Origin of the sequence: Burkholderia pyrrocinia, from assembly GCF_018417535.1 — a bacterium.
In the GTDB taxonomy this organism is placed as follows: Bacteria; Pseudomonadota; Gammaproteobacteria; order Burkholderiales; family Burkholderiaceae; genus Burkholderia; species Burkholderia pyrrocinia_E.
The window spans coordinates 468,987-489,698 of record NZ_CP070979.1 but is presented as its reverse complement, the minus strand read 5'-3'; the positions used below and the strand labels follow the sequence as shown (position 1 = coordinate 489,698).

Below are 20,712 nucleotides of genomic sequence, written 5' to 3'. Positions count from 1 at the left end.
CGCTTCGTTCAACGCGAATACGCCTGCTCCAGTGCCGCCTCCACGTCGGCCGTCGCGGCGACCTGCCCGAGCTTCGGAAAGATCTGCGTCAGCGCGAAGGTCTGCGCGTCGGTGGACGACGTGCTGACCGCGTCGCTGACGACGACGACGTTGTAGTTGTTCTCGTATGCCTGGCGCGCCGTCGATTCGACGCCGATGTTGGTCGCGATCCCGGTCAGCACGATGTCCGTGATGCCGCGCCGGCGCAGCTGCACGTCAAGGTCGGTGCCGGTGAACGCGCCCCACTGGTGCTTCGTCACGACGATGTCGGACGGCGCCACGCCGAGCGCCGGCGCGAACGCGCTCCATTCGGGATCGAGATTCGGCGGCGCCGACGGCGCATCCGTCCTGACCTTCAGCGCCACGCCGCCGTCCGGCTGGTAGCTCGTGTGCACGTAGATGACGGGAAGCTGCAGCGCGCGGAACGCGGTCGCGAGCTCGACCGTCTTCGCCACGACCTGCGCGCCGGTGTAGGGCACGACCGGCAGCGACACGATGCCGTTCTGCAGATCGATTGCGACCAGCGCGACCGTGCGATTGAGCGTCGGAATGGACATGTAAAAACCTCACTTCTGTTGGGAGATGGAAGAAGCGGCGGCATCCAGGTGCCGGCTCGATGCCGCGTTGAGCAGCAGCAGCACGCTGATGACCGCCAGGACGACGGCCAGCTCGCGCAGGCCGCGATCGCTCGCCGGATGGCCGAGCGCCAGCCCGACGAGCGCAAACGACAGGCTGCCGCCGACATACTGCGCGGTGCGGTACAGCCCCGAGGCCGTGCCGATCCGGTCGTGCGGCGCGCTCTGGTAGAGCGCCGCCTGGTTGCCGAGATTGTTGAAGCCGTTCGGCACGCCGAACACGATCGACAGCAGCACGATCGACCAGACCGGCATCGCGCTGGTGAGGAGACTCATCACGACGCTGCCGACGCACAGCATCGCGGAGCCGATGATCAGCACCGGCCGCGAGCCGTGACGGTGCGCTAGGCGGGTCGCGAGCATCGTCGCCACCGTGCCGACCCCGGCAATCGGCAGCATCACGAGGCCCGCGTCGGCAGCAGACAGGCGCTTGGCCTCCTGCAGCCACATCGGCAGCGCATAGAAGATCGCGTAGAACACCGCGTAGGTGCCGACGCAGCGCAGGTAGGTGCTCGTGAGCGCACGGTTGTCGCTCAGCATGCGGATGTCGATCAGCGGCGTCGCGGCCAGCCGCTCGCGCCGGACCAGCACCGGGCACAGGACCAGCGTCGCGACGAGCAGCAGCCAGTCGGGCTCGCGCGACACCGATTGCAGGAACAGCAGCAGGCTCGTGAGCGTCAGGATGAACAGCGCGACGCCCGGCAGGTCCAGCTCCTTCAGCGCGCCACGCAGCGTGCGGCGTTCCGGTGCGCCGCGCTGGGCGACGTCGGCCGGAATCCATAGCCACGCCAGCACGAAGGCCAGCAGCACGATCGGCACGTTGATCCAGAAGATCGCGCGCCAGCCGGCGAACTGCACGAGCGCGCCGCCGAGCGGCGGCCCGAACGCGACGGCCACCTGCGCCGCGACGGAGATCGCGCCGAGGCCGCCCGTCGGCGTCGCGCCGTTCGCGTGCCGCAGCGACCACGTGCGGATCATCGCCATGCCGGCCGGATACGCGGCGGACGTGCCGATGCCGAGCGCGACGCGCGACGCGATCAGCCACCCGAGCGACGGCGCGAACGGCGCGAGCGCGGACGCGATCAATACGATCGCGAGGCCGATGCAGAAGATCCGCTTCGCGCCGAACCGATCGGCGAGCCGCCCCATCGTCGGCTGGCCGACGGCCGTCGCGAGATAGAGGCCCGACACGAGCCACATCGTGTCGATGCGTTCATGCGCCGCACCCTGCGGGTTGAACGCTTGCTGGATGCTGACGAGCGCGACCGCGATCATCGACGAGTTCAGCGCGTTGAGCAGCGTGCCGAGCACGATCGGGCCCACCAACCGGGTCGGCAGGCGCAGGCCCGCCGCGCGCGCATTGCCGCCGCGTTCCGGCGTGCCGCCTGAGGACGAGGGTGGCGCTTGCGCAGGTCGATCGGGGTTCGTTTTCATGGCATCGTCACGTGGTGGATTCGCATTGCTCGATCAAATTCGAACGTGCGTTCACCTTACCGTTACGATTGCCGTGAATGAAATGGATTGTTGCGATGCACACATTCGTCGCTTGAATGCGGATCGCGAGCCGGATGCTCGAAAGCGGCCCCGGCAAGCCGGGAAAAACATCGGCAAACAAACCGTGTCCCTTGCCCGACGGGCATATCCCGGGAGCGCGACGGATCTTGCCGAGTGCGTACGAAATTATTTGCCCCGTGTGTTTCCACCGGATGGCGACTGTTTTATGCGGCGATGCAGCGGGGATTCAGAGCAATGGCTCTAGACCGGCATGACACCCGCGAGTGCGTGGCGATCGAGGTCGGTGCCAGCCTGCGCTCGCACGCGTTCGCGGCTTATGCGGCCGTATGCACGCTTGCCGTCACGATAGCCTGCGTACGCGTCGGGAACAGTTCCGCAATGAAGCGCGTATCGACCGCGCTGACGCACCGATAAACCACGCCCTGGTGGCCGTTATCGACGACGCGTTGCGGAAATCGCTCGATGCACGACGATCCGCTCGACACGCCCGGATCTATTGCGTGGGCGTCGACGCGCTGCCGTGATCGAGCGACGCCGCACGCAGCGCCTCGCCCGGCTCCGTAAAGTAGCGCTGCCGCAACTGCGCGATCTGCGCATCGCGATCCTGTGTCGACAAGTTCTGCGCATCGATCTGCGCGCGCTGCGCCGCATATTCGTTGTACTTCGCACGCCACGCGTTGTCCGCCTGCTGCATCTTCACGACTCGCTCGGCAGCCTCCGGCCCGAGCGTTTGCGCGAGCTGCGCGCGCATTTCATCGGGCGTCGCGTTCGATTGCCGCGCTCGGTCGATCTGCGCGATCGCGTTGTCCTGCTCCTTTTGGTGCTCCAGCCCGACGCGCTGACCGGCCGGCAGTTGCTGCTCGAGCGCGGCGAGACCTGCCGCCTTCTGGTCTTCCGTCAGCGACGGATCGCGGATGATCTTCAATCGCGCGAGATCGTAACGCTGCAGCGTCTGCTCGGCGCCGACGAACGGCTCGCTCCAGTCGCCAAGCGTGCGGCTCGCGATCGTCGCGCGCTGGTCGAGCGCGAGCTGCAATGCCGGGAGGTCAAGCTGGTTGTCCACGGCGCCGCCGCCCGGCAGCTTCGCAAGTTCGGCGAAATACGCGCGGTAGCGCTGCCAGACATCGAGCGCCTCGCGTTGCGCAACCGTACCGTCGAGCTGCGCGGCAATCGCGCGCACGACGAGTGCATCGAGTTCCGCGGGGCGCAACTGGTTTTGCGCGGTCAGGAAATAGTCGAAGAAGCCGCGCACGGCCACGACCTTTGCGAGATGGCCGTGCGCATCGAGCGGCAGGCGCGGCGCAGTCGAGCCGGCGAGTGCCGGGGGCAGCCCGCTTGCGCCGAAACCGGGCACGGTGCTCGCCGCCGTGCCGCCCGCCGATGCGGACGACACGGCCCCGGCGGGCGCGACGCCGGACATGCCGGCGTCGCGCGTCTTCCGAGCGCTGATCCCATACCAGACTGCGCCAGCAGCAACGACGCCCGCTACCCCGTAAATCGCGACGCGTCGCGCGATGCCGCTCTTGCGACCGGCCATCGATTACACGCCTTGAGTTTTCAGCCGGTTCGCGTGCGTGCGGATCGCCGCAACCGGATCCTCCACATTCGCGCCAAGCACGCCGAGAATCTGGTTGATCGCATCGGTGTGATTCCAGTGATACGTGCCAAGCACCTGGCCAAACAGCGCGCTGCATTGCGACACGACGCCGTCGTTCGGACCGGAGCCGCGATTGATCATCACCGTACCGCTGCCGAGCAGCGCCAGCGTTGCCGGATTCAGCACGTTCGCCGGATCGGCAGGCCCGCTTACGCTCGTATCGACGGCACCCGTCACGCCGGCCACCGTCGCTGTCGGCTGGATCGCCGTGCCGCCCCACGAGTAAAGCAGGTGCGTATTGCCGTTGACCGTCTCGGTCGACGCGCCCGTCCGGCACGAGCCCGGCGCACCGAGACCCGCGCTCGGAAATTTCTGGTTGTATGCGGCGGCCTTCGCCGTCGTCAGCACCGACAACGCCTGAATCGCATTCTGGTTCGTATTGAAGCTGCTGCTCGTCAACGTGCCGAGCGCATTCGCGAACGCGCCGAGCACGACCGACGACAGGCCGGTCGGATCCGCCTGCAATAGTTGCTGGACGAAGTCGGCGAATTGCGAGCCCCAGTGCGGCGTGCTGATCGTCGTCACCGATGCGACCAGTTCCGGCGCAACGGATGCAACATAACGCGATGTCAGGCCGCCCTGGCTATGGCCGATCAGATTCACTTTCTGTGCGCCCGTCGCCGCGAGTACCTGCTTCACGTATGCAAGCAATTGCTCGCCGCGCCCGTTCGGGCCATCGTCGCTCTGATAGCCGGACAGATTGGCAACGTATACCTTCGCGCCGTGCGCCTGCAGATCCGCCGGAATGTGATACCAGTACTCGACGACGCCGCCATACTTGTCGGTGCCGGTCAGCCCGTGCACGAGAATGATCGGGTACCTGGTCGCCGCATAATCGTCGACGGCGGTCGTCGCGGCGGAAGCGGCCTGCGCGCCGGCCAGCGACAGAATGGTTCCAACACTCGCGGCGGGAGCCGCGTTCATTGCGAATGCGACCACGGCCGCCGCTGTCTTCGCTCGTATCGATCTGCTCATCTTGCTCTCCATTTTTTACGTGCATGTCAGTTGCTTGAGGATGAGGACGCGAGAATCGCCGGTGCAGCGACGCTTCCGGCACTGAAGCGTTGCCCGAGCGCGGGATGTCGGCCATACCGGCCTCGACGGCTTGGCGCGACACACACCGATGCCCGAAAACGAATAAAAACGAACACAAACGAACGTTTTCGCACCAGCAGGCGAAGTGAATCACGTTAAACAAGACTGCGCAGACGGTTAGACAGGGCCCTCCAGTCAGTTGACAACGGGCGCATCAACCGCTAAATCCATCGCTCTTCCTCGATGTCTTGCGATCCCCGCTGTTGCGGCTATGCGCCGACGCGCATCAAACGGATCAATCGCGCCCGGGTGACCTGCCCTGGAATTTTCGGAACTGGCGGCGGCATTTCGGCGGCCTGGCGGCGGACGACGTCAAGCGGCTCAAGCAACTCGAGCGGAAGAACGCGCGGCTGAAGAAGATGCCGGCGGGGGTGCGCTGACGTTGGCCGCGCACAACGGCATGGAGACGGCACTCGACGAGCCCGGCGAGCCCTGGCTGAACGGCGCCGGCGTGGACGAAAGTTTCAACGGCAAGTTCCGGGATGAATCAAGACCCCCTACACCTTCCCCGCCAGATGAAACCGCGACGCCGGATGCCACAACCGCACCGACGTCGCGACGTGCTCGCCGACCCACGTGCGGCGCCTGAGCAACAGGCACGGCTCGCCGATTTCCATCACGAGGTGCCGGCGCACCTGCGCGTCGGGCTTCTGCGCGTAGATCCGGAACTCCGCGCGCTGGATCGGCGCAAGCCGCACCATGTAGTGATTCGGCGTCTCGACCGTGAAGTCCTGTTCCAGATACGCGGGAAACAACGCCGGATTGACGTAGCGATCCTCGAACTGGATCGGCTCCTCTTCCTCGTAATGCACGATGCGCGAATGGAACACGGGCCCCGAACGCAGCCCGAGCGCTTCGATTGCCTCCTGATCGTCGCTGCGTTCGATCAGCAATACGCGCGCGCTGTGCCGATGGCCGCGCTCCGCGATCTCGTCCGCGATGTTGCGGATTTCCAGCACTGTCGATTCGTAATGCCGCCGTTCGACGAACGTGCCGGCGCCCTGGATCCGGGTCAGCACGCGCTCGGCGGTCAGCTCGCGCAGCGCGCGCGATACCGTCATCCGCGCGACGCCGAACTCCTTGACCAGTTCGGCCTCGGTCGGAATCGCGCCGCCGGGCTTCCAGTCGCCGCTCGCGATCCGCTCGACGACGTAGCGCTTGATCTGCTGGTAGGCCGGCAGCGCGCGCGCCGGCACATCGTCGCCCGGTGCGCCCGCCGGCCGGGCTGGAGTGTATCGTTCCGCTTCGTTCATGCGCCCTCGACCGAATGAATGATGGATCGCCCGCTGGCCGCCGCGTCGCTCGGCGGCCGGTGTCCCGCCGTTACATCACGGGCGGCGGCACACCCGCGACGATGCCGGCGGCGATCGCGATGTCGTCCGCGAGCGGCCGGTCGTCCTGGTACGCCGGCACGCGTTCGCGCACGTGCCGCCACAGCGTGTCGGTGGGTGCGGCCCGCGACGCGCTGCCCGCCTGCAGATCGTAGGCCTGCGCGGCGGCCAGCAGCTCGATCGCCAGCACGCGCGTCGTGTTCTCGATGATGTCGAGCGCCTTCAGCGCCGCCGGCGTCGCATGGCACAGGTGATCCTCCTGTAGGCCCGACGTGATGCCGCCGTCGAGGCTCGCCGGCGCCGCGAGCCGCTGGTTCTGCGCGACGAGCGCGACCGCCGTGTACTGCGCGATCATGAAGCCCGAACAGGTACCGCCCGGCGTCGCGAGGAACGCCGGCAGCCCGCTCACGAGCGGATTGACGAGCCGGTCGAGACGCCGCTCGGCGATCGCCGCGACCTGCGCCATCGCCGCCGCGAGACTGTCCATCGCGAGCGCGATGCCCGCGCCGACCGCATGCGCTTGCGAATGGACGGTCGGTGCGTCGCGCGTACCGGCCACGATCGGATTGTCGGTCACCGACGCCAGTTCGCGATCGACCACCTCTGCCGTCACATCGAACACGTCGCGCGCCGCGCCGTGCACGTGCGGAATCGTGCGCAGGCTGAGCGGATCCTGCGTATGCCGGCCGCTTGCCGCCGCGAGCATTCCGCTGTCGGCGAGCAGCGCACGCAGCCGCGTGCCGACGTGCCCGATGCCGGGCGAGATGCGCAACGCAAGCGACGCCGGATCGAATGCGGCGAGCTGCCCGCCGAGGTTCTCGAAACTCGTCGCCGCCACCCAGTCGGCCCAGTCGAGCAGCCGCTCCGCGCGAGCGAGCGCGAGCGCGGCCAGCCCCGTCACGCACGGTGTGCCATTGACGAGACTCAGCCCTTCCTTCGCGCCGAGCACGAGCGGTTCGCGGCCGATGCGGCGCAATGCCTCGTCGCCGCGAATCCGCTCGCCGCGGTGGCGCGCATGGCCATGGCCGATGCAGACGAGCGCGACATGCGCCATGTGAGTCAGATAGCCGACCGAGCCGTGCGCCGGCACCTCCGGCAGGCAATCGTGTTCCAGCAACGCGACGAGCTGGTCGACGACGTCGGCGCGCACGCCCGAATGCCCGTGCGCGTAGTTGTTGATCGCCGCGGCCATGATCGCGCGGGTTTCCGCCGCGCCGAGCGGTGCGCCCACGCCGACCGCGTGGCTCATCAGGATGTTGCGGGACAGCGTGCTCTGCTGCGCCGGCGATACGATCACGTTGCACAGTGCGCCGACGCCCGTGTTGACGCCATACGCGCGGATGCCGCGCGCGACGATTTCGTCGACGAGCTCGCGCGCCGCGACGACGCGCACGCGCGCTTCGTCGGCCAGCGCAAGCGGTTCGCCTGCGGCCACCGCCGCGATCTGCCGCCAGTCGAGCGGCTTTGCCGAACGGAATACGGTCATGGGGGCCTCAGTTCGTGGTGCGGTCGTGGTGGCTCGACACGAACTGCCGGAAGCGCTCCGAGCATTGGCCGCCGAACAGGTCGCCGGGCGTGCCGTCCGCATCGACCTCGCCCTGATGCAGGAACATCACGCGGTTCGATACGTGCCGCGCAAAACCCATCTCGTGCGTGACGACCAGCATCGTGCGCCCTTCCTCCGCGAGCGAGCGCATCACGCGCAGCACCTCGCCGACCAGTTCCGGATCGAGCGCCGACGTCGGTTCGTCGAACAGCATCACCTTCGGATGCATCGCGAGCGCACGGGCGATCGCGACGCGCTGCTGCTGGCCGCCCGACAGGTGCGCCGGATAGTAGCCGCGCTTGTCCGCGAGGCCAACGCGCGCGAGCAGCGCCTCGGCCTCCTCGACCGCTTCTGCGCGGCTGCGCTTCTGCACGCGCAGCGGGCCTTCGACGAGGTTGTCGAGCACCGTCATGTGCGACCACAGGTTGAAGTTCTGGAACACCATCCCGAGCTGCGAACGGATCCGGTCGACCTGACGCCGGTCGTCGGGATGCAGCTTGCCGTCGCGCGCGCGCTTCATCTTCAGCTCCTCGCCGGCGAGCGCGACGGTGCCGTCGTCGGGCGTCTCGAGCAGGTTCAGGCAGCGCAGGAAGGTACTCTTGCCCGAGCCGCTCGCGCCGAGGATCGAGATGACGTCGCCCTCGTGCGCATCGAGCGAAATGCCCTTCAGCACATGGTGATCGCCGAACGACTTGTGGATGTTCCTGACCGACAGGGCAACGGGAGCAGCGGTGTTCATCGGATTCTCCGGGAAGGATGGATGCGCTCAGGACGCGACGCGCCGGGCATTGCGCGTCGCCGCGGCGGACGCGCCGGCCGGCTTCGGCGCGCGCAGGTGGCCCGACAGCCGCCATTCGAGCGCGCCGAGCACGCGCACGACGATGAAGTTCAGGCCGAGGTAGATGAGGGCCGCGCACACGAACACCTCGGTCGTGCGGTAGGTCTGCTGGATGATCTGCTGCGCGACGCCCGTCACTTCCCACACCGTGACGAGGCTGGCCAGCGCGGTCGACTTGACGAGCAGCACGGCTTCGGTCGAGTACGCGGGCAGGCACTGGCGCAACGCGATCGGGCCGATCACGCGCCGCAGCAGCGCGAAGCCCGACAGGCCGATCGAATAGCCGGCCTCGATCTGCCCGACCGGCACGGCCATCAGCCCGCCGCGCACGATCTCGGCCGTATAACCGGCCGTGCACAACGCCAGCGACAGCACCGCGCACACATACGGTTCGCGCAGCAGCGGCCACATGAAGCTCTCGCGAATCACGCCGAACTGGCCGAGCCCGTAGTACACGAGGAACATCTGGATCAGCAGCGGCGACCCGCGAAACACGAGGATGTATGCACGCGCGAAGCGGTTCGGCAACCAGTGCGGCGACACGCGCATCGTGACGATCACGAGCGACAGCAGGCCGCCGAGCACGAGCGACGCGAAGAACAGGCCGAGCGTGGTCGGCACGGCCGCGAGCAACTGGCGCAGCGTGTCGAGGAGGAAGTCGAAATCGATGGACATGCGTGCTCTCCGTCAGTTGCGCGCGAAATTGCGGCGGAACGAGCGGCCGACGATCGCTTCCGCCCGGTTGAACACTCGGTTCGACAAGCCCGTCATCACGAGGTAGAGCGCGCCGCCCGCGACGAAGAACACGAAGTACTGGTGCGTCGAGTTCGCGGCGATCTGGCTCGTGCGCAGCAGCTCGGCGAGCCCGGTGACCGAGATCAGCGCCGAATCCTTGAGGCTCAGTTGCCACACGTTGCCGATGCCGGGCAGCGCGAAGCGCAGCACCTGCGGAATCAGGATGCGGCGCAGCACCATGCTGCGCGGCATGCCGATCGAGCGCGCCGCTTCGAGCTCGCCCTTCGACACGGCCAGCACGGCCGCGCGGTAGACCTCCGCCTGATACGCGCCCGAGATCATCCCGACCGCCAGCGCGCCGATCACGAACGGCGGCACGCCGATGAAGCCCTCCGCGCCGAACCACTGGCCGATGGTCGTGACGAGCGTCGAGCCGCCGAAATAGAACAGGTAGATGACGAGCAGTTCGGGCACGCCGCGAAACACCGTCGTGTAGAGATCGCCGAGCAGGCGGGCGCTGCGGTGGCTCGACAGTTTCGCGGCCGCGATCGCGGCGCCGATCACCGCGCCGACCGCGAGCGCGGAGAGCGTCAGCGCGACCGTCATCAGTGCGGCGAGCAGCAGCACGCCGCCCCAGCCTTCGGTTCCGAAGCCCAGCATTTCAAGGATCGCCATGCGTGCCTCCCGGCAAGCGTTGAATGGATCGGCGGGATGCGCGCCGCCGCGCGTCGCCGTGTCGTTGTGTCGTGACGTCGACTACGCGACGGCCGCCGGACGTGCGCTTACGGCGTGACGTCGGTCTTGAACCACTTGTCGGCGAGTTTCTTCACGGTGCCGTCCGCGAGCGCCGCGCCGATCGCCGCATCGAATTTCGTCTTCAGGTCGGCATCCTGCTTGCGGAACGCAAGACCTTCGCCCGGCCCCCAGATCGGCCCGCCGAGCTTCGGGCCCGCGAGCACGATCGACGCGTTTTCCTTCTTCTCGATGTTCGCCGCGTAGTACGTGACGTCGTCGAACGACGCGTCGATGCGCCCGGCGACGAGGTCGAGATCGCGCTCGGGCGAGGTCTTGTACACGCGGATCGACGCGATGTCCTTGAAGCTGTCGTTGATGAATTTCGTATAGACGGTGCCCGACTGGATGCCGATCGTCTTGCCCTTCAACTGCTTGCGCAGCGCGTCGACGGTCGGCTTGTCGGCGTTCGCGTCGCCGGTCAGCCTGACGGCCGGCGCGCCGGGCGCGGCCTTCGGGATGATCTTCGTGTCGGTGACGGCGAATGTCGCCGGCGTGGCCGCATAGGGGCGCGAGAACAGCAGGATCTTCTCGCGCTCCGGCGTGATCGAGATCGCATCCATCAGGACATCGAACTTGCCGGCCTGCAGGCCGGGAATCATCCCGTCCCAGTCCTGCGCGACCATGTTGCACTGGACCTTGATCCGGCCGCAGACGTTCGCGAGCAGTTCCGGCTCGAAGCCGCCGAGCTTGCCGCCCGGCAGCGTGAGGTTCCACGGCGCGTAGCCGCCTTCGAGCGCCACCGTCACCGTCTTCCATTCCTTCGCCTGCACCGGTGCGGCGAGCGTCGCCGCCGCGGCCGCGATGGCGCCGATCGTCATGATTGCCCACTTGATGCGCTTGCCGTTCACGAGATTTCTCCTTGCGTTGAAGTTCGTCATCCCCTCGGTCATGCAAGCCGCCTCAGGAATTTGTCTATACAAGCATGCAAGAAGAAAAACAGCGGGACAAGCGCTGATCAAAAAAAAACGGCGTAAACGCGGGAAATCCCCTAAATACGGGGCTCCAGTGCGCCTCGTTGCGGGGAATCCGGGCACGGATTTGGTGTAGGAGACGTGGACGAATCGCAAGGATGACTAGACAAATTTCGAATTCGATCGCCTGGGTGCTTGCGAATCGGCGCGAGGAGACAGGCGTGTCGGACTGACCAACATAAGGTCTGCGGATTGGATCTCCGGTCCATGCTCGATCGAGTATTCCGGGCCGCGCTTCGACATCACGCGAGTCCCGGTATGGCCGTGTCCATGCCGGTCACGAGGTAGCCCGCGCGCGCCGGTCCGGATCGGGGTCTTGAAGACGAACACGGAAATCGTGCCGGACGGCGTAAAGACGAGCCGAGACAGGGCCTGGCTCGACGTGGGCGTCACCTGGAAGACACCCTGCTTCGACCTGCTGCCCCCCAAATGTCGCGACGACATTGTCGGCGAAGCGGTCGAAATCCTCGGGGCGACGTACACGTGCGCGGTGTCGTATTGCAGACCTGCCGCGAACGCAGGCGCAAGCGTAGCGGCGGGCTTGGGAAGCGTCGCGAACGAAGCGGGAGCGGCGACGAAGCCCGCCCGCCAGCATCGGCGCAAGCCGTGCAGCACGAACGTTCGTCATGATGCTTCAACCTGCCGGACAAACGATCAGGCCCGACCGTCCCCTTCCCCGCCTTGAACGTCGCCGAGCATGGTGACGAGGACGAGCGCGGCAATCAGGCCCAGGTGCTCGAAAAAGCTGTTGAGCGCCATGAAGCGCGCCACGCCCATCTGGTTCCAGAAGTCGTTCGCCACCCCCATCGCGACGACGGTCAGCACGCCGAGTCCACCCGCGCCGATCCAGGTGAACCGGCGAAATACCACGCACAGCGAACCGCCAATCTCGACGACAACCGCCAGTGCAGCCCAGAACGCGGGCGGGTGCAGGCCGAAATGCGCCTGCTCCGCGATCGCCTCGCCGAAGTGCAGCGCCTTGTTGACCCCGCCGATCAGAAAGGCGGACACCAGCGCAAGTCGTACCAGCGCGCCGACCCACGGCTGCGCCAGCAGGACACGAATCCACCCGGGGCTGTACCGGCCGGTTGTCGTCGACATGTCAGATCGCCCAGCAGGAACAACCGAACGCGCCCCAGAAGCCCTTCGCGTCCGACGTCGGCAATGCGCTACCCCACGCGCTCGCATGCGCATGCGCGTGCACATTGCAGGCGCTCGCGCAGCCGCACATCGCAGCGGCCGCCGCGCGCTGCAGCGGTGCGCCGTTGCGCTGCGTCGCGCCCCAGCCGCCATAGCCGCCGTACTCGCGCACAGGCGACCAGTCCGGCATCGCGGGCGGAATCGGCGCGTCGTGCGACGCGAACGGCCCCGCGCCCCAGACGATCTTTCCGCCGACGACCGTCAGCAAGGCGGTCGTGTCCGCGATATCGTCCTCCGCGCACGCGAAGAAATCGCGATCCGGGACCACCAGGTCGGCGAGCTGCCCGACCGCTACACGCCCTTTCTTCCCTTCCTCGTTCGAGAACCAGGTCACGTACTCGGTCCACATGCGCAGCGCAGTCTCGCGATCGAGCAGGTTGCGTTGCGGATACATCCGCAGCCCGCCGACCGTCTTGCCCGTCACGAGCCATGCGAGCGACACCCACGGGTTGTACGACGCGACGCGCGTCGCGTCGGTGCCGGCCGAGACCTTGATGCCCTTCGAAAGCATCTTCGCGACGGGCGGCGTCGCTTCGGCCGCCTGTGCGCCATAGCGCTCCACGAAGTACTCACCCTGGTACGCCATCCGGTGCTGCACCGCGATACCGCCGCCCAGCGCCGCAATACGATCCATCGATTTTTCGGTAACGGTTTCCGCGTGATCGAAGAACCAGTTCAGGCCGGCAAGCGGAATGTCCTTGTTGACCTTTTCGAACACGTCGAGCGCACGGCTGATCGTTTCATCGTAGGTCGCATGCATGCGCCACGGCCAGCGGTTCTGCGCGAGCACACGCACGACGCCTTCGAGATCGTCTTCCATCTGCGCCGGCAGATCGGGACGCGCGACGCGGAAGTCCTCGAAATCGGCCGCCGAGAACACCAGCATTTCGCCCGCGCCGTTGTTGCGAAAATAGTCGGTGCCGTCGTGATACTTGACGCTCTTCGTCCAGTTCACGAAGTCTTCCTTCTCGGCATTCGGCTTCTGCGTGAACAGGTTGTACGCGATCCGGATCGTCATCTCGCCCGCGTCGTGCAGCTTGCGGATCACTTCGTAATCGTCGGGATAATTTTGCGAACCGCCGCCCGCATCGATCACGCCGGTCACGCCGAGACGGTTCAGTTCGCGCATGAAGTGGCGCGTCGAGTTGTACTGGTATTCGAACGGCAGCTTCGGCCCCTTCGCGAGCGTCGCGTAAAGGATCGTCGCGTTCGGGTTCGCGAGCAGCAGCCCGGTCGGGTTGCCCGCGGCGTCGCGCAGGATCGTGCCGCCCGGCGGCTCCGGCGTGTCCTTCGTGTAGCCGACCACCCGCAGCGCCGCCGCGTTCAGCAGCGCGCGGTCGTACAGGTGCAGGATGAACACCGGCGTATCGGGCGCGGCCGCGTTGAGTTCTTCGATCGTCGGCAGGCGCTTCTCGGCGAACTGGTGTTCGGTGAAGCCGCCGACCACGCGCACCCACTGCGGCGCGGGTGTGATCGCGACCTGCCGCCGGAGCATGTCCATCGCGACCGCGAGCGATGGCACGCCATCCCAGCGCAGCTCCATGTTGTAGTTCAGGCCACCGCGAATCACGTGGCAGTGGTTGTCGATCAGGCCCGGCAGCACGGCGCGGCCCCCGAGATCGACGACCTTCGTCGCGCGCCCGGCAAGCGGCATGACGTCCGCGTCGTGGCCGACCGCAACGAAGCGGCCGGCGGCTATCGCCACCGCTGTCGCGGTCGGGTTCGCGCGGTCGAGGGTCGTGAACCTTCCGTTGTGAAGGATCAGATCCGGTTGGGACTCGGTTGCGGTCATATACGTCACCTCGTTTCGATCAGAAGCCAAAGAGCTGTTTGACGGCGGGGATGGCCTGCACGCCGATCACCATGCCGAGCAGCCCGACCAGCGCAATCAGCGGCGGTGCCGGAGAACGCACCTTGATCGCGCTGTAAATCACACCGATCAGCAAGCCCGCACCAAGGGAAACCAGATAGGGTTCCATACGATCAATTTCTCGGACAGGTTGGAAGGCAGGTCATACGTCCTGGCAAACATGCGGCGGGCGGCATCCGTGAATCGACTACGTACCGCCGCCCGCGATTTCGTCTTGCCGATGCCACGTGTTCGCGTGGAACACGTGGCATCGGCATCGACAGTCGCAACGGCCTGCGGTTACTTCGCCGGCACGGGCGGGATCGACTCGTGCGGCGTCGCGGTGCGCTGCGCGGCCTTGTGGACCATCGTGTACGCGTAATCGACCCCCATCCCGTATGCGCCCGAGTGCTCCTTCGCGATCGCCATCACGGCGTCGTAACTCTCGCGGTGCGCCCAGTCGCGCTGCCACTCGAGCAGCACCTGCTGCCACGTGACGGGCACCACGCCGGCCTGCACCATCCGCTGCATCGCGAAGTCGTGCGCATCCTTCGACGTGCCGCCCGATGCGTCGGCGACCATGTAGATTTCGTAGTCGCCTTCGAGCATCGCGCACAGCGCGAACGTCGTATTGCAGACCTCCGTCCACAGGCCGGAGACGACTACCTTCTTGCGACCGTTCGCGGCCAGCGCGTCGCGAACCTTCTGGTCGTCCCACGAGTTCATCGACGTGCGTTCGAGCGTCTTCTGGTTCGGGAACACGTCGAGCAGTTCGGGATAGGTGTGGCCCGAGAAGCTTTCGCTTTCGACCGTCGTGATCGTGGTCGGAATGTTGAATACCTTCGCGGCCTTCGCGAGCCCGACGACGTTGTTCTTCAACGCCTGGCGATCGATCGACTGCACGCCGAACGCCATCTGCGGCTGCTGGTCGATGAAGATCAACTGGCTGTTATGGGGGGTGAGTACTTCAAGCTTCGGATTGCTCATGGCGGTCATGTCCTTTGACGCGGGAAAAAGAGAGCCTGCCTCGCCGGCAAGCCGGGAGGTGCCCAATGCGCTGTGCCGGAAGGTTCGCCTACCAGCCGTTGTCATTCAACACGCCAAATCATGGTAACGCCACTTAATCAAATCGATTAATAAAATCCCTAAAGCAAAGCCTTAAAAGATCTTAAAACCATTGAATTGAATGACCGCATCAAAAAAGACCTGCTACGCTAGCGACAGGCTTCATGATCTTCGGTAGATCGGTAGTTGTCCGTATTTTTCACACGGTTGTCATTCATTTATATCTGAATTATGAAACCGTATATTTCGTCGCTATTGGCCGGAATTCTCGCCGGCGTTGTCTACTACCTGATCGGCGTGCCGTCGCCCGCTCCGCCCACGATCGCGCTTGCCGGCCTGCTGGGCATCCTTGCCGGCGAGCAGATCCTGCCGATCGCACGCCGGATGCTCTCGGGGATCCGCTTGGGGACCGCGTGGAGCGACGCGAAGTGCAGCCAGCACATGTTCGGCCCCCTGCCCGGTGCGCAGGCATCCGATGCCGCCGCGAAGAAACGTCCGTCGACGCCGACGTGACCCGCGTCGATTGACCGGATTCGCGGAGGCCGACCGGCGGACCGGCCAATCTCCCGACGCCGACGGCACCCGGGCAAGCCGGAACGCGAAGCATCCGCGAAACCCCGGCACCGCCGCCACGGCTTCCCCGCGCGCTGACGCGCCGGAAATAGCGCACATCGCCAAACCCGATCGAACGCTGAAATCGCGCCAGGCAATCCTGCCCTGAACAGGATAGCGCCCCGGCTCCGGCCCCCGGATGAATTGTTCTGAATCGTATTGGACTCGGCGGTGCTTGGCGATAACATGACAGCCCGACGCCCGTGGAATTCACTATGAAGCTGTCATTCGAAGCGCTCGAGGCACTGGACGCGATCGACCGCACCGGCACGTTCGCCGAAGCCGCGGAACTCCTGCACCGCGTACCGTCCGCGCTGACTTATCTCGTACAAAAGCTCGAAAGCGACCTCGACGTCGCACTGTTCGACCGGAGCGGGCGCCGTGCGAAGCTCACGCACGCGGGTCGCGTGGTCGTCGAAGAGGGCCGTCGGCTTCTGTATGCCGCGGAACAGCTCGAAATCAAGGCGCAGCGTGCCCAGCAAGGCTGGGAAACCGAGGTTCGCATCTGTATCGACGAGATCCTGCCGTTCGAGGCGTTATGGCCGTACGTGCATACGTTCTACGGACTCGAGATGAATACGCGGCTGCGCCTGTCCACCGAAGTGCTCGGCGGCACCTGGGATGCGCTGATTTCGCGCCGCGCGGATCTCGTCGTCGGCGCGGCGGGCGAGCCGCCGGAACTGCCGGACATCATCGCGCGGCCGATCGGCACGCTCAAGCATGTGTTCGCCGTCGCCCCCACCCATCCGCTCGCGTCGTTGCCCGAACCGCTGTCGATGGCGTCGGTCGTCGAGTATCGCGGCGCCGTCATCAGCGATACCTCTCGCGAACTGCAGCCGCGCTCGGTCGCCGTCGACGCCGGGCAGCCGTATCTCGCGGTCCCCACCCTCGCCGCAAAACTGGCCGCGCAATGCGAAGGACTCGCCGTGGGCACGCTGCCGGATTGCATCGCGGCACGCGCGATCGCGCAGGGCAAGCTCGTCGCCCGCCAGGTAACCGGCATGCGCGACACGACGCAATGCTATATCGCGTGGCGCGGCGACGAGGCCGGACGCGCGCTGCACTGGTGGGTCGATCAGCTCGCCCGCCCCGATCTCGTCGACCGGTTCACCGCGCTCGCGTGATGCCGCCGCACGCGGTCGCCGCATGTCGGCCGCACCGCTCGACCCGCGGTGTTCCGGCACCCGCCCGCCGCGTCAGCCGAACGAATCGTGAAGGCGCTTCATCTCCTTCTCGAGCCACTCGATCAGGTTGAACGACGCATGCGCGTTCGCGGCCGGCGGAATCATCATCTTCTCCTCGGTCGCGATGTGTTCGGTCAGGGATTCGCACATCAACCGTCCGAGTTCGGGTTTCCTCGCGATCAGCGGCGTCAGGTCGCGGCTGCTCAACTGATAGGCCGTCACGGCGGTCACGGCGTAGACACTCGCATGAAGCTGCGTGCCGGCCAGCACGACGGACTGGCCGATCGCATCGCCAGGCGCCATCCGCCTGACCTCCATGTCGCCGGCCGCACCCGGCACGAACACCGACGCGACACCGGATCCGACGATCGTCAGCAGGCGCGTATCGGAATTCGACGCGTAGATCACCTCCCCTTGGTGGAATACGCGTGACGCCAGCGCATCGGCCAGCACGGCCAGATCCTCGTCGCCGAGTTGCCTGAAGAGTTCGACCGCGCGCAGCAGTCGTTGACCGCGCGACACCGGTCGGTGTGCCGCGGCCGTCCCGCCAAGCGGGCGCAACGCGATATCCGCGGAGGCCAGATGCCGATGGGCCAGGTCGTAGAGCCGGTTACGCACCGCCACCTTCTTTTGCAGCGCGTCGACGTAACAGACGAGTTCGTATTCGACAGAGTTGGTCCTGAACGCCTTGACGACCGAGACCGGCGCGGGACTGGTCAGCACGTCCAGCGAACTGGCGGCAGCCCGGTCGAGCGCATCGACGACGATGGCCGGCCGCACTTCCGGATCGATCTCGATCGTCAGGGTCACACCGTGCACGTTCGCGGGTTCGCTCAGGTTGACGATCGTCGCCTTCGCCGCCGTGCTGTTCGGCACCACGACCAGGTTGCCGAGGCTGTTGATCATCTTGGTCGCGCGCCAGTTGCTTTCGACAATCCGCCCTTCCAGCTCGCCGATCGCCACCGTATCGCCCAGGCGAAACGGCTGGGTGGTATTCAGGACGAGGCCCGAGAACACGTCGTTCAGCGTGTTCTGGACGGCCAGGCCCAGGATCACGGCCACCGCGCCCGAGGTCGCGACCAGGCCGCTCAGCGGCAGGCCCAGTACGTAGCCCAGCGCGGCCACCGCGGCTGCACCGAACACGGCGCCTGCGGCGATGTCGTGAAACAGCCGCTGGTTGCGCCACGCGCGCGGCAGCAGCAGATGGTCGAGCATCAGGCTGAACACCAGCGCGCACTGCAGCCACCACGCGACACCGATCGCCTGGATGGCCAGCCGATCGAACCGGTCGGGCGACGGCGGAACCGCGAGCGGGCTCACGCCGGTGGCGAACAGCCCATAGGTCAGCGCGGCAAACGACGCACAGCGCCAGACCGCTTTCGCCGTCGAGCGGCCAGGCCCGAGCAACCGCCATGCAACGAGGTCGGCAACGACGATCGGTGCGCCGTAAGCGACCGTGACGGACAGGTTCAGCATGCCGAAACGGGGCGCGTGCGCGCTGCGCGACTGGCGGGGAGCCCGTGCGATCGCATGGCGCGCGCTACCCGATCCGGCGAGCGGCCGCCGGCAGCGAATCGTGGCGAGAAAGGTCGGACTGGACAGGTTTCATGCGGTAGTCGTTCGATGACGCGCGAGGTCGCCGGCGGTAACGCATGTGCCCGCCGCCGCCCCACGCGGGTATTCACTGGCGTCGCGACATCGATGCGCGGCGGTGCGAGCCGGTCTCCTGCCCGCACGCCGGCGAATCGCCGACGGTCTCCGTGCCTGCAATGTAGACGCACCGACCGGCCCGGTCCTGTGTTCAGGCTGAAACGTTCTGAATTCGCCGGCGGCGCGCGCCGTTACGATTCGCGCGGCGGCAACTCGGCCTCGCCCGCCTCGAACCCGAGCGCGTGCACTTCGGACCACGCGTCGTGCACGACCTGCGTCGGCCCCGAGGTATGGGCGAGCGCGGCGGCATACGCGGCCAGCAGGCGCACGCGCGCATCCTCGCGCGCCCGCGTGTCGTCCATATTCCGCATTGCATCGAGCGCTGCGCGTGCCCGTTCGCGACATTCGTCCACCAGCGACAGGTCGAACAGGCACGGGACCGCGACCGCCGCCAGCGCAATGCCGACCTCCGCATCGCCGTTCGGCGAAAACGCCCAGTCGAGCGCAGTGCGCAGATTGCCGAGTTCGCGCCGGATCACGTCGAGCCGCGATTCGGCCCGCGGCCCGTCGTTGCCACCGGGCGCAAGCCTGAACAACGCATGGAAGTAGTTCGCATGCGCGCGTGCCGCGGCCGCGCATTCGCCGTTGTTCTCGAGCTGCTGCAGCGCATAGGCGCGCGTCGTGGTCAGCAGCCGGTAGCGCGGTGCGCCATGCGCGCTCTCGAGGCTCAGGAGCGACTTCGACACGAGGCCGGCGATCGTATCGAGCAGGTCCGCATCGGCCAGCCCCTTCGTTCCGACGATATCCCGCACCGCGTCGATCGAGAAGCTGTCGCGGAACACGCCGAGCCACCGCAACAGCAGGCGCTCCGCGTCCCCGAGCAAGCGGTAGCTCCAGTCGTACATCGCCTGCAGCGTCTGATGACGCGGCAAGGCCGTGCGAAAACCGCCGGTCAGCAACCTGAAGTGGTCGTCGAGATGCGCAGCCAGCACGTCGATGCCGAGCACGGCGGCCCGGGCCGCGGCCAGTTCGATGGCGAGCGGGAGACCGTCGAGACGCCGGCACACCGACGCCATCAACGCTACACTGCGTTCGTCGAGCGGAAAGCGAGGGTCGGCGGCACGCGCGCGCGCCGAGAACAGTTGCACCGCGCTGGCGCTCAGGGTTTCGGCATCGTCGGCGCCTTCGCCGGGCACATCGAGCGGCGGAATCGGACACAGCCGCTCGCCCTGGATACGCAGCGCCTCGCGGCTGGTCGCGAGGACGCACAATCCGGTGTCGGACTCGGTCAGTGCCGTCGCGATCTGCGCGGCGGCGTCGAGCAGATGCTCGCAATTGTCGAGCACCAGCAACATCCGGCGGTTCGCCACGCTGGCCAGCACTGCTTCGAGCGTCAGCGATCCGGCCGGCTGCACGATGCCGAACGCACCCGCCAGCGCGTCGGGCACGAATCGAGGACACGCAACCGTGGCCAGCGGCACGAACGCGGCGCCATCCGGAAAGCTCGCCTCGGCGCGCATCGCCGCTTCGAGTGCGACCCGCGTCTTGCCGATGCCGCCCGCACCGACCAGCGTCACGACGCGCGCGGTGTCGAGCGCCGCAAGGACGTCGGCGACGGTCTGCTCGCGGCCGACGAGCGCGGTCGGCGCGGCCGTCAGCCGCGACGTCGCGGGACGCGCGGGCGCGCCACCTTCGATCTGGCTGCCGACCAGCCGATAGCCGCGCCCCGGCACCGTGACGATCAGGTTCCGGTCGTCGGCCAGCGCCTTGCGCAACGCGGCGATATGCACCTGCAGGTTGTTTTCCTCCACGATCGTGTGCGGCCACACGCGCTGCATGATTTCGTCTTTCGATACCAATGCGCCGTTCGCCCGAATCAGGAGTTCGAGAATTTCGAATGCGCGACTGCCGATGCGCAGCAGTTTGCCGTTCGAGCGAATTTCACGTCTGTCGAGAAAAACGTGAAGTGTTCCAATCCGGATCATGGGAATTTTT

18 protein-coding genes and 2 pseudogenes are annotated in these 20,712 nt (G+C 66.6%); 3 read left to right on the top strand and 17 right to left on the bottom strand.

The features are described 5' to 3' along the window. Nucleotides 1-8 precede the first annotated feature (8 nt). The 4 genes from JYG32_RS35245 to JYG32_RS35230 form a co-directional block, all read right to left on the bottom strand. Nucleotides 9-596, bottom strand: coding sequence for a hydrolase (locus JYG32_RS35245; protein WP_047904249.1), 588 nt, complete (start codon nucleotides 594-596; stop codon nucleotides 9-11). Nucleotides 597-605: 9 nt separating this feature from the next. Continuing rightward, entirely contained in the window at nucleotides 606-2,108 is a 1,503-nt protein-coding gene (locus JYG32_RS35240; RefSeq protein WP_213268194.1) for an MFS transporter, read from the bottom strand. Nucleotides 2,109-2,682: 574 nt separating this feature from the next. Continuing rightward, entirely contained in the window at nucleotides 2,683-3,726 is a 1,044-nt protein-coding gene (locus JYG32_RS35235; protein WP_174379159.1) for a lipase secretion chaperone, read from the bottom strand. 3 nt (nucleotides 3,727-3,729) lie between these two features. Beyond that, on the bottom strand, nucleotides 3,730-4,821 hold the full coding sequence (locus tag JYG32_RS35230; protein ID WP_213268193.1) for a triacylglycerol lipase: 1,092 nt from the start codon (nucleotides 4,819-4,821) through the stop codon (nucleotides 3,730-3,732). Nucleotides 4,822-5,213: 392 nt separating this feature from the next. Here JYG32_RS35230 and JYG32_RS39325 point away from each other — a divergent pair. After that, nucleotides 5,214-5,309 (top strand): annotated as a pseudogene (locus tag JYG32_RS39325) (transposase); the annotation flags it as partial. Nucleotides 5,310-5,438: 129 nt separating this feature from the next. Here JYG32_RS39325 and hutC read toward each other — a convergent pair. The 11 genes and pseudogenes from hutC to JYG32_RS35175 form a co-directional block, all read right to left on the bottom strand. After that, nucleotides 5,439-6,194, bottom strand: a complete 756-nt coding sequence (gene hutC, locus JYG32_RS35220; RefSeq protein WP_174379161.1) for a histidine utilization repressor — start codon at nucleotides 6,192-6,194, stop codon at nucleotides 5,439-5,441. A gap of 70 nt (nucleotides 6,195-6,264) precedes the next feature. Further along, on the bottom strand, nucleotides 6,265-7,758 hold the full coding sequence (locus tag JYG32_RS35215; RefSeq protein WP_213268191.1) for an HAL/PAL/TAL family ammonia-lyase: 1,494 nt from the start codon (nucleotides 7,756-7,758) through the stop codon (nucleotides 6,265-6,267). Between the two features lie 7 nt (nucleotides 7,759-7,765). Next, nucleotides 7,766-8,557: an ABC transporter ATP-binding protein gene (locus tag JYG32_RS35210; RefSeq protein ID WP_213268190.1), complete on the bottom strand. Its 792-nt coding sequence runs from the start codon at nucleotides 8,555-8,557 to the stop codon at nucleotides 7,766-7,768. 27 nt (nucleotides 8,558-8,584) lie between these two features. Continuing rightward, on the bottom strand, nucleotides 8,585-9,331 hold the full coding sequence (locus JYG32_RS35205) for an ABC transporter permease (protein WP_174379164.1): 747 nt from the start codon (nucleotides 9,329-9,331) through the stop codon (nucleotides 8,585-8,587). 12 nt (nucleotides 9,332-9,343) lie between these two features. Further along, the gene (locus JYG32_RS35200) at nucleotides 9,344-10,066 is read right to left on the bottom strand and encodes an ABC transporter permease (protein WP_174379165.1); all 723 of its coding nucleotides are present in this window, start codon (nucleotides 10,064-10,066) and stop codon (nucleotides 9,344-9,346) included. 107 nt (nucleotides 10,067-10,173) lie between these two features. Beyond that, entirely contained in the window at nucleotides 10,174-11,064 is an 891-nt protein-coding gene (locus JYG32_RS35195; RefSeq protein ID WP_433960889.1) for a transporter substrate-binding domain-containing protein, read from the bottom strand. A 350-nt stretch (nucleotides 11,065-11,414) separates the two neighbouring features. Next, a pseudogene (locus JYG32_RS39315) lies at nucleotides 11,415-11,785 on the bottom strand (glyoxalase); the annotation flags it as partial. A 26-nt stretch (nucleotides 11,786-11,811) separates the two neighbouring features. Continuing rightward, nucleotides 11,812-12,258, bottom strand: coding sequence for a DoxX family protein (locus JYG32_RS35190; protein ID WP_213268189.1), 447 nt, complete (start codon nucleotides 12,256-12,258; stop codon nucleotides 11,812-11,814). A 1-nt stretch (nucleotide 12,259) separates the two neighbouring features. Further along, entirely contained in the window at nucleotides 12,260-14,149 is a 1,890-nt protein-coding gene (locus JYG32_RS35185) for an amidohydrolase (protein WP_213268188.1), read from the bottom strand. Between the two features lie 19 nt (nucleotides 14,150-14,168). Next, a complete protein-coding gene (locus JYG32_RS35180) occupies nucleotides 14,169-14,336 on the bottom strand; it encodes a DUF1427 family protein (RefSeq protein WP_009692709.1) in 168 nt (55 codons plus the stop codon). A 170-nt stretch (nucleotides 14,337-14,506) separates the two neighbouring features. Next, nucleotides 14,507-15,193: a hydrolase gene (locus JYG32_RS35175; protein ID WP_174379169.1), complete on the bottom strand. Its 687-nt coding sequence runs from the start codon at nucleotides 15,191-15,193 to the stop codon at nucleotides 14,507-14,509. Between the two features lie 309 nt (nucleotides 15,194-15,502). Here JYG32_RS35175 and JYG32_RS35170 point away from each other — a divergent pair, with 309 nt between their 5' ends. Together JYG32_RS35170 and JYG32_RS35165 are read left to right on the top strand one after the other, a co-directional pair. After that, a complete protein-coding gene (locus JYG32_RS35170) occupies nucleotides 15,503-15,784 on the top strand; it encodes a XapX domain-containing protein (protein ID WP_174379170.1) in 282 nt (93 codons plus the stop codon). A 314-nt stretch (nucleotides 15,785-16,098) separates the two neighbouring features. Continuing rightward, a complete protein-coding gene (locus JYG32_RS35165; RefSeq protein ID WP_174379171.1) occupies nucleotides 16,099-17,007 on the top strand; it encodes a LysR family transcriptional regulator in 909 nt (302 codons plus the stop codon). A gap of 72 nt (nucleotides 17,008-17,079) precedes the next feature. Here the strand turns inward: JYG32_RS35165 and JYG32_RS35160 are convergent, their stop codons facing one another. Together JYG32_RS35160 and JYG32_RS35155 are read right to left on the bottom strand one after the other, a co-directional pair. Beyond that, entirely contained in the window at nucleotides 17,080-18,543 is a 1,464-nt protein-coding gene (locus JYG32_RS35160) for a mechanosensitive ion channel family protein (protein ID WP_213268187.1), read from the bottom strand. Nucleotides 18,544-18,908: 365 nt separating this feature from the next. After that, nucleotides 18,909-20,702, bottom strand: a complete 1,794-nt coding sequence (locus JYG32_RS35155) for a winged helix-turn-helix domain-containing protein (RefSeq protein ID WP_213268186.1) — start codon at nucleotides 20,700-20,702, stop codon at nucleotides 18,909-18,911. Nucleotides 20,703-20,712 lie beyond the last annotated feature (10 nt).